Origin of the sequence: Bacillus sp. BPN334 (assembly GCF_008368885.1) — a bacterium.
In the GTDB taxonomy this organism is placed as follows: Bacteria; Bacillota; Bacilli; order Bacillales; family Bacillaceae_G; genus Bacillus_A; species Bacillus_A wiedmannii.
This window is the reverse complement of record NZ_QOZW01000009.1, coordinates 13,588-28,164: the sequence shown is the minus strand read 5'-3', so window position 1 is coordinate 28,164 and position 14,577 is coordinate 13,588. Positions and strand designations below refer to the sequence as shown.

Sequence of the window (14,577 nt, the reverse complement as noted above, 5' to 3'; positions counted from 1 at the left end):
ATTACAGGAGGATTATGATGAAGAAAAAAATGTTAGTTGTATTAACGAGCGTAGAAAAATATCCAAATTTAAATAGAGCGACTGGGCTTTGGCTCGGTGAAGCTGTCCATTTCGTTAAAAAAGTAGAAGACGCTGGTTACGAAGTAGATTATGTCAGCCCACAAGGCGGCTATACACCGATTGATCCGCATAGTTTAGCAATGGCGGAGAGCGTCGATTGGGAATGGTATCAAAAGAAAGAATTTATGAATCGTCTCGGTTCTACAATGAAACCGAGTGAAGTGAATCCAGCAGACTACGCTGCGATTTATTACGCAGGCGGTCACGGTGTAATTTGGGACTTCCCAGAAAATAAAGAACTTCAAATGATTAGCCGCAACATTTATGAAAATGGCGGAATCGTCTCCTCTGTTTGTCACGGAGCTGCTGGTTTATTTCATATCACATTAAATAATGGGGAACGCTTAATTAGTGGCAAAAAAGTAACAGGATTCTCAAATGAAGAAGAAAAACTAGTTGAATTGGATCAATTCGTTCCATTTTTAACAGAAGATGAACTCATTAAAAATGGAGGGCTTTACGAAAAAGCCGCGCAACCTTGGGAAGCTTACGCTGTAGAAGATAATCGTGTTATAACTGGTCAAAACCCAGCTTCAGGTGGTCCAGTAGCTGAATTAGTATTACAACACATAAAAAATAACATGTAATAAAAAAAGCAGGTTTTCCATTACTATAGGAAAACCTGCTTTTTTACGAAATCATTTGCAAAATAGCAATAACTTCTTTTTCAATTTCCGAATCATCAATTGCTTCTATATACTCTGGTTTAAAAAGTTGGTACTTCTTTAGTTGATAAAAATCAAGTATCGCTTTCTTTAACGTAATATCGTACTGAATACAAAAAGAATGATCTATAATACGTCTTAACATCACATCATCTTGCACCATAAATAATTGTGCGTTCATTTTATTAAAGTAGCCTTGTTCCATACCCGCTTCAAAAAACATTTGCAAATTATGATTACGATTTTGTTGTGCAGCAACTAACCGATCAGATAAGTGCGGATATGCCTCTTTCAAATCTTGTAAAAAGACATCAGAAATATATGTCACACACTTTAAAGAATGGATAAACGTCTTTTGGAAACGTTCTGCAAAAGACATACTTTCATCTTGATTATCCGCATCTCCTTCAAGAAGGTAGTTCATAAAATCTTCTACCACAGTTTCAATAATCTCATCTTTTGAAGAAAAACGTTTATATAAAGTAGCTTTACTAATATCCATATATTTCGCAATTTCATCTATTTTCAATTGGCTAAAACTCGTTTTTCTAATAACGGGCTTTATTTTATTAATATAAGTATTTGCACACGCAACTTTTCTCATTAAAAGAGCCTCCCCTTTTGTCCATACAAAATAGTATAGCAAATTCACGATTAATTATAAATGAAGTCATTATACTCAATGGAGCTTTTTAGTTTAAGGGGTCATTTACACTACAGAAAAAAATGCCCCCTACCTTTATGAGTAGCGAGTACCTTTTCTATAATTTATTGACAGCTCTTCTTATAGCTTTCCCTATTCCCATACTAGACTGCGGGTTTTGCCCTGTAATTAAATGTCCATCCACTACTACATGCGGTGTGAAATTTGGAGCAACATAAAACAAAGCCCCTTCTTCTTTCAATTTACTTTCTAATAAAAACGGCACTCGCTTTTCTAAATGCACAGCTTTTTCCTCATCATTCGTATAACCTGTTATATGCTTACCCGCACTAAAAAACGATCCGTCCTTATTTTTCACACCGACTAAAGAACTTACTCCATGACAAACAGCCGCTACAATCCGATTATTGTTGTACATATTCACAATTAAATTTGCAACATATGGATTACCTGGAAAATCTACAATTGCCCCGTGCCCACCACCAAATAAAACCGCATCATAATCCGAAAAATGAACCGTTGAGATCGGATTCGTATTTTGCAATAAAGAAGCAACATGCTTAAATTCACGAGGTATCCCGTTCGGAATAGACACTCTATCAATAGGTACTTTACCGCCCTTTATCGACACAATATCAACATCGAACTTAGCTTTTTTAAATACATTATAAGGAGCTGCAAGCTCTTCCAACCACAAACCAGTCGGGTGTCCATTCATATCATGAGCGCTTGTTGAAACTAACAATATCCTTTTCAACATATCCCCTCCTTACTACCTATTTATGTATGGAGTGTTCTTATCATTCATACAGCAAGCGGAAAAAACGAGAACAACAAGCTGACCTTTTGTATAAAATTCTGCTTGTTGTTCTCGTTTGAATTATTTCGTACAAAGATGTTCACAATCTGATAGCTTTTACCTCCAACGCCACGCAATCGTGTTATCCTCCATATGAATAGCAGGTATATTAATCCCTAAATACCGCTGATCATCCTCATCAAAAATAGACCAATTTTCTTCATATGAAAATTCAGGGTCTATGCTTTCAAAATCAAATACACTATCTTCGTCTACCATCTCACGAAAATATTTTTGGAACGGTTTACTATTCTCGAATAGATGAATTGTTCCATACATCCATGGCATGTCTCCAAAAACATCTTTAATTTCACCTATCTCCATATCCTTAAAATACAACTTCATATTTGCACCTTCTTATTTATAAATGACAAAGATACCTAACCTGAATACCTCATCATGTTCTAAAACAATTATTTTTAACATTTCTGCCTGAAACATACCTTCCCTCTCAAAGTCTGAGATACCTTTTTAAATTCAAAATATAAGCAAAAAAAAATAGCCGACTCTTTATATAAGCCGGCTTTCTTTTTATAGTTCGAGCTCTCCCATGCGAAGAAGCTCAACAACTGCTTGTGAACGTCCTTTAACTCCTAGCTTTTGCATTGCGTTTGAGATGTGGTTGCGCACTGTTTTTTCACTGATAAAAAGTTCACCTGCAATTTCTTTCGTTGTTTTATCTTGAACCAGTAATTCAAATACTTCTCTCTCTCTCTTTGTGAGTAACGGTTTAGATTGATACGCTTTTTCCTTCAACTGGTATAACCCTCCTTGCTTAAGCCAGAGCCGTGTATGTGTAAGTTGGGTGTTTATTTAGTCAAGATATTGTATGAACGAAATGTGCGGGTGGTGAATGAAAATGGGCTTTATTTCACATGTTATTTTAGACTTTTATACAGTTCGCACACTCTTTGTATCCACTCACTTTTCAGTACGCCATATTTGTTCTAGTAATATACTGAAAACTGTACCTACGAACAAACCATTCCCGAATATATATTGCATAACAGACGGTAAGGATTGGAGTGCTCCAGACGGTAAAAACATAACACCGCTTCCAAATAATACAGCAACTCCTAAAACCGTTACATTCCTTTCGTTCATTGGCACTTGTTTTATATTATGAAATCCAATTCCAATTAGCTGTACGAACGAAGCCATTAAAACCGCAGATGCGACAGCGGATGGCAACGATGCTAAGTAACGAATAATACTTGGAAACAGTGACATTACGACTAGTAACATACATGCTAGTAAGAATGATCGTATATACTTTTGTTTCGTTAAACGTATAAATCCCGCCGTCGCTGGTAATGGCACGACACCTACAGTTGAAAATACAGAAGAAATGATATGTGAAATCCCTCCAACCCACGTACCATCCTTCAACTGTTTCTGTTCAATAGTCCCTTTTTGGATAGTAGCTTGATTAATTGCTATAATCGCTGCCACTGTATTTGAAACTAAAATACATACCATAACGAAACTCGATACAGCCATACCTGTATTCCACTTTGGAAGTCCCCAAGCAAGTATTTGCGGAAGTTGCACAAAATGAGTTACTTGAGCTGGAATCGTCACTTTTCCTGCAATTAGAAAAAGAATCCACCCACTAATTAATCCTATTAAAACCGCATAACTTTTGACAAAACCTTTTCCGAAGTTAGATAGTATAATAACGAAAAGAAATATGCTAAACGCAATTATCGCTGTAAATCCATCGATTTGAGAAACAGTAGCAGTAATTCCTAGCATCCCTTTTAGAAATACACCGCTTAATTGTAAACATAATAAAAGTAAAAATGTTCCTGTCACAAGTGGCGTAAATAAAAATAAAATACGTCCGATAAAACCAGTTACTCCTAATCCTATTAAAATAACACCGGAAATTATCATTCCTAATTCTAAAATTTGCAACGTACTATGTAATTGATCTTGTCCGACAGTTGCGTAAGCAAGTACGGTAAATACGCCAACCCAAGATCCAGCTGGGCCATCCGCAATTGGTAGTCTATGTCCAAACCACCCTTGTAAAAAAGAAGATATACCAACTACAAAAAACGTACGCTGCATTAAATAAAATATTTCTTCCGTCGTAAGATGAAATAATCCGCCAACGACAATTGGTAGTGCGATCGAATTCGCTAATAAAAATATAAACCATTGCAAAGTTCCCATAATATGATTTTGGTTATGTTGATTGTCCAAATTTTTCATCCTTTCTAGCTTCCCTATAAGAAATATATTGCAAGCATAACAAAGAAGGGTTCTACACTCACAATTAGAACCCTCCTCTAAACATTCAAACGATTCTTTTACACAAGATTATTTAATTCCACCTCATTTAAACTACCAACAACAATATTCCCTTTATGCACGACTAAACGTTTCTCTGTTTGACGCGCTACCGCTTCAGCAGTACATGTTGCATTCGTCAAAACAAAACTCGCTTCATCTCCTACATTCGGCCATGCTCGCTTCCCTTCATTGTTTAACGTTTCTTTTCCTCCCGTAATAAAGCGAAGGGCTTTTCCTAAAGACCTTTCGTCACTCCAGCCAAAACGTTCCGCTAATCGATTTGCCTTTTGCAGCATATCACCTGTGCCAAACGGTGACCAATGATCAGTAATACTATCATTTCCTAATGAAACTTTCACACCTTTTTTATCTAATAACGGAATTGGGATTACTTGTTTCCCAATTGGCACCGTTGAAGTAATATCAATGTTTAAAGCAGCTAGTCTTTCCGCCACTTCTTCAACTTCTTTATCCGTAACACCACCAAGTCCAAGCGCATGACTAATTGTTACGCGACCTTGCCATCCCGCTTCTTCTGTTAAACTTGCCAATCGCTTCATCGTAAACGTCCCAAGATTATTCGCATCATGCAGATGAATATCAACATCCGCATTAAATTCTACTGCAATATCCATAATGGTATGTAATGATTTTTCAATATCATTATCCACTGTAGCTGGATCCACTCCACCGACTAGATGCGCACCCATACGCATCGCATCTTTCACAAGTTGCACAGAATTGCTGCGCAATAATCCATGTTGCGGAAAAGCAACAATTCTACCAGAAACCTGATTTTTATATGTTTCCAACGCCGCTAACGTCGCCTCCAAATTACCAAGTCCAATAATCGGATCAACATTACAATGCGTTCTTATATTCGTTGCACCATTTCGAAGCAATAACGCTAACATATTTTCTGCCCTATCTTGAGCAGTTGCTAATTGCTTCGGCAAAATTTTTTCTTCTTCATGAAAACGTGTGAAAATATTCTCTGCTGGCATACATGCTTTCCAAGGGCCACTATAATACGTCTTATCAATATGAATATGCATCTCTTCGAAAGCAGGCAAAATCAATAAACGATTAGCATCAAGAATTAGTACCTCTTCCTCTTGAACAGCCCCCGCTATCATTTTTTTAATTCGTCCGTCTTCAATGAGTAAACTACATAACTCTGTTTCTGTTCGGGAAATTCTTCCCTCTTCATATGTATACCCCGATTCAAGCATTACATTAGTCAACCAATATACTGTCATCTCTATTTCCCCCACCCTTTATTAAAAGTTACCTTATATCCCTTACTATAATTGTAATATCAACTGAAAATTAAGACAATTAATACGACTGTTCCCTAAAAAAAATGTCATACAACCTCATAGTGTTCTCATAAATTTCCATATAGAATAGAAGTATATAGTTTGCTATAAAGTAAAACTTTGATTAGTGGGGGTTTTGTTCATCCCCCACTGATCATTAGTTGAACCAATCGGGCTTTAACGGGCAGTTAAAGCGGGATAAAAAGGAGTGGATTGGAAGATGTCAAAAAGATTATGTAAATCCGAAACTGATAAAATGCTATTTGGTATATGCGGTGGTTTAGGGGAATATTTTGATATTAGCTCTACTCTCATTCGCATACTTTGGGTCATTGCTATTTTATGTTTTGGGACGGGGTTTTTAGTTTATTTTATTTGTTTATTACTTATGCCACGCTCTTACTAATAACATTTTTTCATATATTTGAGCATAGCGTACAAAAAATCCCCCTATAGATTTTTCTATAGGGAATTTTTTCATGAAGAATATTTCATCGTTAAATGTAATACTGCTACTTCATCTTCTTCATTTCTATAACTATGTTTCTTATTCGCTTCAAATTGAATAGAGTCAAACTCATTTAATTCGTATACATCGCTTTCTACTTGAATCCATACTTTCCCTTTCATTACCGTTACAAGCTCAATAGCACCTTCATGATGAGCTTCTGGTTCATATATACTATTCGACCTTAAACAAGCACGGTGCATTTCCATCCCCGTTTCTTTCGTATAACGGAACATCGTTTCTAAGTGCCATGCTTGTCCTACATCTACTGCAAATCCTTCTCCACAGCGCGCCACAGCTACAGGTTCTCCAACAACCATCAATCTCGATAAAGGAATCGATAACCCTTTCGTTATTTTCCAAATGACAGCTAACGTTGGATTCGTTTCGCCTCTTTCAATCTTTCCTAATGTTAATTTACTAACTCCTGTTTTTTGAGCTAATTCTTCTAAACTTAATTTTTGTTCATTTCGAATTTGTCTTAACAGCTGACCTACTTGCTGAATGACTTCTTTCGTTTGCATATCTTCATATTCTTTCATCTATAAAACCACCTTAAAGTATAAAATAGTTTACTTTTATTATTTTTAAGTATATTATAATATACATAATCATCAAATCCCGAAAGGAGTGCTATACTTCATGCGCGCAATTTTATTAGGCCTTTTATCATCAGCCTTTTTTTCCGCAACCTTTATTATTAATCGAGCGATGAATGTATCTGGAACGAGCTGGGCCTGGACAGCTTCCTTCCGTTTTTTATTTGCTCTCCCTATTTTATTCCTTATCGTTTTATTTCGCAAAAACTTAAGAGGTTTATGGGAAGAATTAAAGAAACATCCATTAGCGTGGATTGGATGGGGGTCTGTTGCTGGTATTGGTTTCTATTCTTTATTAAGTTTCGCAGCTGTCTTTTCTCCAGCTTGGCTCGTTGCTGGAACTTGGCAAGTTACTATATTAGCAGGGCTACTTTTATCACCGTTATTCTTCGTTAAAATAGAAACGAAATCAGGCACAAAACTTGTACGCGGAAAAATTCCACTTCGTAGTTTATATGTCGCATTATTTATTTTACTTGGTGTAATTTGTATGCAAGCAACTGCAGCAGGTCATATTACAATGACTCAGTTCATTTCAGGTTTTTTACCTGTCGTAGTAGCAGCCTTCTTATATCCATTCGGCAACCGAAAAATGATGGAACTTGTTGGTGGACGTCTTGATACGTTCCAACGTGTATTAGGAATGGCAATAGGAAGTCTACCTATAACAATTTTACTTGGTATATACGGATTTTCTACTACTGGTATTCCAACATCCAGCCAAATGTTGCAAGGATTTTTATTAGCATTATGTTCTGGTGTAATTGCAACGATGACATTTTTCTTTGCTACTGACTTAGCCAAAGATAACTTCGCTCTACTTGGAGCTGTTGAAGCAACGCAAGCTGGAACGATGGTCTTTACCGTGCTTGGCGAAATTGTTTTCTTGAATGGTTCATTTCCTGGTGGTCTTTCCCTACTTGGAATGATTATTATTATGTTAGGAATGGTTGCAAATAGCGTTTTAAACCGTTCTGCTCCAGTCGTTAAGCAGAAAAAAACTGCATAAAAAAGAGTATAGTTCTCTAACAAAGAACTATACTCTTTTTTTATTGTCCTCCTATTTCGCCTTATCAGAATAGTATTTCATTAGCTGTTTATACTAAAACCTATGTTATAATACGTTTCATGCGCAATATTAGGAGGTAAATTATGTTAAAAAAAGCAATCGCTGAATTTATTGGTACATTTGTACTTGTATTATTCGGAACTGGAGTAGCTGTCATTGGCGGCGGAATTGAAGGAATTGGAACATTAGGAATCGCTATGGCTTTCGGTCTATCTATTGTGGCTATGGCATATAGCATCGGGACAATTTCTGGATGTCACATTAACCCAGCAGTATCAGTAGCAATGTTCATCAACAAAAGAATGAACGCTATGGAACTTTGTTATTATGTATTAGCTCAAATTTTAGGTGGTTTATTAGGAACTGCAACGTTAGTAACGATTTTACGCTCTGCTAAAACACCTTTAGATAATTTAGGACAAAATGGTTTTGGAACTCTTGGTTTATCTGGAGCATTTCTAGTTGAATTTATTTTAACTTTCGTATTCATTTTAGTTATCGTTGCTGTAACAGGTAAAAAAGGAAGTTCTTCTCTAGCAGGATTAGTAATTGGTTTCACATTAGTTTTAGTTCACTTATTAGGTATTCCGTTAACTGGAACTTCTGTTAACCCAGCTCGTAGTATCGCACCAGCTTTATTCGCTGGCGGAGAAGCACTTTCTCAACTATGGGTATTCATCGTTGCACCAATTCTTGGTGGTATCGTAGCAGCTATTGTTGGTAAATTTATTTTAAATACTGAAAAATAGAATTTTCAATATTTCTGACTAAAAAAAGGCGAGCCCTCATTATGAGGTTGCTCGCTTTTTTACTCTTTCATTTTAGACTTTAAGTTTGTAACTAATTGATCTACTGTTACATTTGCAAGTACGTTTTCCATCGCTTCTTGCGCTTGCATTAAAATAATTTCTAATACTGATTGAATATTAGCTCCTACTGGACATTCAATGTTGGGATTTTCATGGAAGGAAAATAGTTGCCCTTCTTCTACAACTTCCACTGCTTTATATACATCAAGTAATGTAATTTCTTCTAAATCACGAGCAAGTGTCGTACCACCTTTACCAGCTTGTACATCAACAAGTCCTGCTCTCTTCAACATTCCTGTAATGCGACGAATCACAACTGGATTTGTATTCACACTACCAGCAATCCATTCAGAGGTACAGCGAGAGTTTCGATCTATCGCAAGTAATGTCAGCATATGAACACCTACTGTAAACCGACTACTAATCCCCATCTGCACACCCTCCTTTGTATTCATTCTATTAAAAGACGACTCTTATTATTATATACTATTTTTAATTTATACATAAAGAAAAAGCATGATTTCAATAGGAAATCATACTTTTCTCTCATTATTGACGCTTTATAAATTTCGCTAAATCTTTAAATTTCACTTTATCTGAGTAATTCATTACGCCGTTTACGTAAATGCGGCTTGCAAGCATATTGATGATAACGATAGTCACCAATAAAATTACTAACGTCACACCAATTTCTACAGCCCCAGCTTCACCAGCTACAAGTCTTGAAAATGTAACCATAGGTGTAAAGAATGGAATATATGAACTAACTACAGCTAATGTACTATTAGGATCAAATAATGATTTAATACTAATGAAAAATGCTGCTATCCCTAACATTGTAATTGGGAACGAAAGAGACTGTACATCCTCAATTTTTGATACAACAGCACCAACCGCTGCATATAACATCGCATATAGTAAGTAACCCGTTACAAAATATACAACGAACATACTAATTACTACCGCATCCAATTTAGAAAAGTCTAGTGTAAGTCCTATTAAAGATGCGTTTTCTAAATCTACCCAACCTAATAAATATGGTACAAGAAAACCGAAGGAAGCAATAACTAGTAATAGTAAAGCACTAGAAACAATTGCTAAAATTTTGGCATGTAGCATTGTTAATGGTTTTACTTTCGGAAGCATTAACTCCATAACACGAGATGATTTTTCAGATGCTATCGTCGTTCCAATTGCAGTTCCAAACACAATAATAAACATATATAAGGCAAACGAGAAAACATAACCAATTCCAAAGGAAGATGCATGATCCTTTACTGCCTCTTGCTTTAACGGAATTTCCATCTGTAACTGTTTGGCTACTTCTGCAGATACATTATTTTTTTCAATCATTACCGCTGTATACTGTTCCTTTAAATAACTTGCCATAAGTGTAGCTGTTGATTGGCTCGGAAAACCACTATACATATACGTCACTTCTGGAATACCATTCTTTTCTGTAATACGGAATAAGCCATCTAAATCCCCATCTTCCACTTGCTTACGTAGCTCATTAAATTTATCCTTATTTTCTACAGTTACTTTAGCAGACGGAAGTAACTTTGTTATATCACTTTCTTGTACTTTATAAGTATCGCTTTCAGTTACTACCGCAAATTTATCTTTTCCTTTATCGTTATCAGCAGTGAAATGATTAAATGCGAAAAGTCCAAACACAACTAAAAATAAAATCGCACTCGTAATTAATGATTTTTTAGATAAAAACGCTTCCCTAAAATAAAATGAAAATACGTGAGAAAATTTACGCATCGTTATTTCGCCCTCTCTACAAAGATTTCGTTTAACGTCGGCTCTAACATTTTAAATTGTCGTAAGGTAACACCTTGTTCTTGCAATTGTTGTAAAATCTTTAGAGCTTCTGCATCATCTTGTACTTGCACATAAAGAAGGCCTTGTTGTTTTTCATACGATACATGAATAGCTTCTAATCCCTTCGCATTCTCTTCTATATCTTCAATCGTTAAATTGCGGAAACCGTATTCTTTTTTAATATCACTTAACTGGCCTTTTACGACTGCTTCGCCTTTTTTCAAAATACATACATGTTGGCAAAAAGCCTCTACTTGTTCCATACGATGACTGGATAAAATAATTGTCTTTCCGCTCTGTACTTGTTCTTCAATAATGCTAGCTAACATTCCAGCATTAACTGGATCCAGTCCACTAAATGGTTCATCTAAAATGAGAAGTTCAGGATTATGAAGAAGAGCAGCAATTAATTGGATTTTTTGCTGATTTCCTTTTGAAAGCTCTCCTGCCGTTTTAAATTTATATTCTGGTATCGCTAATCGCTCTAACCAGTGATCAATAGCAAGATCTACTTCTTTTTTCGTCATTCCTTCTAATCTACCAAAATATCGCAACTGGTCTATTACTCTACTTTTTGTATATAAACCTCTTTCTTCTGGTAAATAACCAATTGTTACCCCACTAGTCCCAAATGATTTTCCATCCCATGTAATAGAGCCTTCATTAGGCGTTAATAATCCGAGAAGCATTTTGATTGTCGTTGTTTTCCCTGCACCATTTCGTCCAAGTAATCCTAGTACTTCACCTTTTGGTAACGAAATTTGCAAACCGTTCACTGCTTTTGATTCCCCAAATAGTTTCGTTAAGTTTTGAATTTGTAAACTCAAAGTATAAAGCCTCCCCTTTAATATCATTCATACTCTCTTTCAAAGACTATGTTTATTCAGGATAAAATATAGCACTACACTTCATCCTCTTAGTATGTAACATCTCCTTAATCCATCATTTGTTCTATTTAGTTAAAATTGTAAATAATATCATTTCGTTTGTCAATTATAATTGTCATTAAGACAATAAAAGTTGTCAAAATGATTTCCATCATTTTTCTCATCTTTCTAATATAGGACATACTACTATATATACAAAAGACAATATGCAAATGTTCATAAAAAATTTTTATATTTTAATATATAATATAAGATGATTTTCTAACATCAAGGAGGATACATATGAAGATGAAGAGGGGTATTACCACTTTATTATCTGTAGCAGTTCTATCTACATCGCTTGTAGCATGTTCAGGAACACCAGAGAAAACAGTGGCAAAAGAAGAAAAAGTAAAATTAACAGAACAGCAATTAATGGCTGATTTATGGTATCAAACAGCCGGTGAAACGAAAGCACTTTACTACCAAGGGTACAATATCGGTCAATTGAAGCTTGATGCAGCTCTTGCAAAAGGGACAGAGAAAAAGCCTGCTATCGTACTTGATTTAGACGAAACTGTTTTAGACAACAGCCCTCATCAAGCAATGAGCGTAAAAACAGGAAAAGGCTATCCTTACAAATGGGATGATTGGATTAATAAGGCTGAAGCTGAAGCCCTTCCAGGCGCAATTGATTTCTTAAAATATACGGAATCTAAAGGTGTAGATATTTACTACATCTCAAATCGTAAAACGAACCAACTAGATGCAACAATTAAAAATCTTGAGCGTGTAGGTGCTCCTCAAGCAACGAAAGAACATATATTACTACAAGATCCGAAAGAAAAAGGAAAAGAAAAACGCCGTGAACTCGTTTCTCAAACACATGATATCGTCTTATTCTTCGGTGATAACTTATCTGATTTCACAGGTTTTGATGGGAAATCTGTAAAAGATCGCAATCAAACAGTTGCAGATTCAAAAGCACAATTTGGTGAGAAATTTATTATTTTCCCTAATCCAATGTACGGTGATTGGGAAGGCGCTTTATATGATTATGATTTCAAAAAGTCAGATGCAGAAAAAGATAAAGTCCGTCGCGACAACTTAAAATCATTTGAAGAAAAATAAAAGAGGATGGCATTCGCCATCCTCTTTTATTTTTCTTTCTCTGTTAAAGGCAAGATAAATACTTCCACACGTCTATTCTTAGCCTTTCCTTCTTGTGTATCGTTTGGAGCAATCGAACGGTATTCTCCGTAACCAATCGCACTAAATTTTTCTGGTTGTAATTCTTTATTTTGCAGTAATACTTGCATAAAATTAACTGCCCGCTGCGTACTTAATTCCCAGTTCGACGCAAACTGCGCATTGGCAATAGGGACATTATCCGTATGACCCGATACTGTAATTTCACGAGGTGACGCTGAAACAAGTAAGCTAGACATCTCTTTTGCAATCCCTAAAGATTCTAATTTCACATCTGCTTTCCCCGAATCAAACAGTATATTCTCTAATATTGTCACCATTAATCCCTTTTCAGTTAATTTAGTTTGAAAAGAAGAGGATAATTGTTTTTCATTAATATATTGATCAATCTTTTTTTGTAATGCTTTCAATTCATCCATCTCTTTTTTTTCTTTCGCTCTAGCTTCTTCTTGTTTTTTTGCTTGTTCTGCCTCAAGGCTACTTGCTGATAATTCTTTTTCATCATTTGGCTTTTGATCACTTAAAAATTCTTTGTTACCTGTTCCACCGGCTAATTCACTTCGAAAAGCAACTGCCATCTGTTTAAACTTCGCAGCATCTATACTACTCATTGCGAATAAAACGATGAACAATGCAAATAACAACGTTAACATATCTGAATATGGAATTAACCAAGTTTCGTCGATATGCTCATCATGTTTTTTCTTTTTGCCTCTTCTATTTTTCTTACTCCGCATTTTTTTCTGCTCCTTGTTCTAGCTTTTTACGCTCAGTTGCAGAAAGTGAACCTAAAATGCGGTTCTTCATAATAAACGGATATGTACCTTCTTGTAACATTAATAAACAATCAATGATTAAACGTTTTTTCTCGATTTCAGCTGCAGATTTTTGTTTTAACTTATTTGCAAATGGATGCCATAATACATAACCTGAAAAAATACCAAAAATCGTTGCAATAAACGCACCTGAAATAGCATGTCCTAACTTTTCAATATCAGTTAAATTACCAAGCGCAGCTACAAGACCAATAACAGCACCTAAAACTCCTAATGTCGGTGCATATGTACCAGCTTGAGAAAAAATTGCTGCTCCTTTTGCATGCCTTTCTTCAATTGCTTCTAATTCAGCTTCTAAAATTTGTTCTAAATCTTCTGCGGATACGCCATCAATCACAAATTTCATACCACGCAAAAGAAATTCATCTTGAATTTTGTCTAATTGTTGCTCTAAAGACAAAATACCGTATTTTCTACTTTCTGATGTCCAATGAACAAATAATTCTAGCAACTGTTCATAACTTAAATCCTTTTTATTTGAACCAAAAAGAACTTTAAATAATTTTGGAACCCTTTTTAGTTGATTCATCGGAAATGCTATACATACTGCAGCAAATGTACCGATAAAAATAATTAATGCTGCGGCAGGATTCAATAAGGATGTTACGTCAGCGCCCTTGACGACCATCCCTACTACTACCGCTACAAATCCTAAAATAAGCCCAATAATTGTTGCAAAATCCATTCCCATTCACTCCTAGTCTATACAAGAAGTTCTTCATTCTCGATAATCGCTACATCTTCTTATGTATATATATTACATAAAAAATTCATTTCATGAAAGATAAGAAATGAATTAAATAAAAAAATACTACATTTTTACACATTTTCTGACATTTTCTTTGCATTTCTATTACGTTATGACTCTTATATTTCTTTTTCAACAAACTAGACTTATAATAAAAACGATACATATTTTATTAAGA

The 14,577-nt window shown here is 35.3% G+C and carries 17 protein-coding genes; 5 read left to right on the top strand and 12 right to left on the bottom strand.

Annotated features, from left to right (window positions below):
* Positions 1-17 precede the first annotated feature (17 nt).
* Positions 18-707: a type 1 glutamine amidotransferase domain-containing protein gene (locus DN393_RS14775; RefSeq protein ID WP_098111518.1), complete on the top strand. Its 690-nt coding sequence runs from the start codon at positions 18-20 to the stop codon at positions 705-707.
* Positions 708-750: 43 nt separating this feature from the next.
* Here the strand turns inward: DN393_RS14775 and DN393_RS14770 are convergent, their stop codons facing one another.
* The 6 genes from DN393_RS14770 to DN393_RS14745 all read right to left on the bottom strand — a co-directional run bounded on the left by DN393_RS14770 (position 751) and on the right by DN393_RS14745 (position 5,865).
* A complete protein-coding gene (locus tag DN393_RS14770; protein ID WP_149173649.1) occupies positions 751-1,389 on the bottom strand; it encodes a TetR/AcrR family transcriptional regulator in 639 nt (212 codons plus the stop codon).
* Positions 1,390-1,546: 157 nt separating this feature from the next.
* Positions 1,547-2,209: a type 1 glutamine amidotransferase domain-containing protein gene (locus DN393_RS14765; RefSeq protein WP_103655591.1), complete on the bottom strand. Its 663-nt coding sequence runs from the start codon at positions 2,207-2,209 to the stop codon at positions 1,547-1,549.
* A gap of 156 nt (positions 2,210-2,365) precedes the next feature.
* On the bottom strand, positions 2,366-2,653 hold the full coding sequence (locus DN393_RS14760) for a hypothetical protein (protein ID WP_098654349.1): 288 nt from the start codon (positions 2,651-2,653) through the stop codon (positions 2,366-2,368).
* A gap of 186 nt (positions 2,654-2,839) precedes the next feature.
* A complete protein-coding gene (gene gerE / locus DN393_RS14755) occupies positions 2,840-3,064 on the bottom strand; it encodes a spore germination transcription factor GerE (protein WP_000659484.1) in 225 nt (74 codons plus the stop codon).
* 165 nt (positions 3,065-3,229) lie between these two features.
* Positions 3,230-4,525, bottom strand: a complete 1,296-nt coding sequence (locus DN393_RS14750; protein WP_098111484.1) for a purine/pyrimidine permease — start codon at positions 4,523-4,525, stop codon at positions 3,230-3,232.
* A 98-nt stretch (positions 4,526-4,623) separates the two neighbouring features.
* Complete coding sequence (locus DN393_RS14745; RefSeq protein WP_098101645.1) at positions 4,624-5,865, bottom strand: amidohydrolase family protein; 1,242 nt, start codon at positions 5,863-5,865, stop codon at positions 4,624-4,626.
* A 280-nt stretch (positions 5,866-6,145) separates the two neighbouring features.
* On the opposite strand from DN393_RS14745, the gene DN393_RS14740 reads away from it, so the two are divergent.
* Complete coding sequence (locus DN393_RS14740; RefSeq protein ID WP_000044335.1) at positions 6,146-6,331, top strand: PspC domain-containing protein; 186 nt, start codon at positions 6,146-6,148, stop codon at positions 6,329-6,331.
* 71 nt (positions 6,332-6,402) lie between these two features.
* Here the strand turns inward: DN393_RS14740 and DN393_RS14735 are convergent, their stop codons facing one another.
* Positions 6,403-6,975: a helix-turn-helix domain-containing protein gene (locus DN393_RS14735; RefSeq protein ID WP_064474666.1), complete on the bottom strand. Its 573-nt coding sequence runs from the start codon at positions 6,973-6,975 to the stop codon at positions 6,403-6,405.
* Between the two features lie 100 nt (positions 6,976-7,075).
* Between DN393_RS14735 and DN393_RS14730 the strand changes: the two genes are divergently transcribed.
* The gene (locus DN393_RS14730; RefSeq protein ID WP_064474665.1) at positions 7,076-8,041 is read left to right on the top strand and encodes a DMT family transporter; all 966 of its coding nucleotides are present in this window, start codon (positions 7,076-7,078) and stop codon (positions 8,039-8,041) included.
* Between the two features lie 143 nt (positions 8,042-8,184).
* On the top strand, positions 8,185-8,850 hold the full coding sequence (locus DN393_RS14725) for an MIP/aquaporin family protein (protein ID WP_000913204.1): 666 nt from the start codon (positions 8,185-8,187) through the stop codon (positions 8,848-8,850).
* Between the two features lie 59 nt (positions 8,851-8,909).
* Here the strand turns inward: DN393_RS14725 and DN393_RS14720 are convergent, their stop codons facing one another.
* From DN393_RS14720 to DN393_RS14710, 3 genes are all read right to left on the bottom strand, one after another.
* Positions 8,910-9,341, bottom strand: a complete 432-nt coding sequence (locus tag DN393_RS14720) for an Rrf2 family transcriptional regulator (RefSeq protein WP_000512998.1) — start codon at positions 9,339-9,341, stop codon at positions 8,910-8,912.
* A gap of 118 nt (positions 9,342-9,459) precedes the next feature.
* Positions 9,460-10,680, bottom strand: a complete 1,221-nt coding sequence (locus DN393_RS14715; protein WP_064474664.1) for an ABC transporter permease — start codon at positions 10,678-10,680, stop codon at positions 9,460-9,462.
* Between the two features lie 2 nt (positions 10,681-10,682).
* Complete coding sequence (locus DN393_RS14710; protein WP_064474663.1) at positions 10,683-11,567, bottom strand: ABC transporter ATP-binding protein; 885 nt, start codon at positions 11,565-11,567, stop codon at positions 10,683-10,685.
* 342 nt (positions 11,568-11,909) lie between these two features.
* On the opposite strand from DN393_RS14710, the gene DN393_RS14705 reads away from it, so the two are divergent.
* Positions 11,910-12,737, top strand: a complete 828-nt coding sequence (locus DN393_RS14705) for a 5'-nucleotidase, lipoprotein e(P4) family (RefSeq protein WP_088048047.1) — start codon at positions 11,910-11,912, stop codon at positions 12,735-12,737.
* A 26-nt stretch (positions 12,738-12,763) separates the two neighbouring features.
* Here the strand turns inward: DN393_RS14705 and motB are convergent, their stop codons facing one another.
* A complete protein-coding gene (gene motB / locus DN393_RS14700; RefSeq protein ID WP_064474661.1) occupies positions 12,764-13,552 on the bottom strand; it encodes a flagellar motor protein MotB in 789 nt (262 codons plus the stop codon).
* Positions 13,542-14,336, bottom strand: coding sequence for a flagellar motor stator protein MotA (motA, locus tag DN393_RS14695; RefSeq protein ID WP_064474660.1), 795 nt, complete (start codon positions 14,334-14,336; stop codon positions 13,542-13,544). The genes motB and motA overlap by 11 nt, the downstream gene beginning before the upstream one ends.
* Positions 14,337-14,577: the final 241 nt, after the last annotated feature.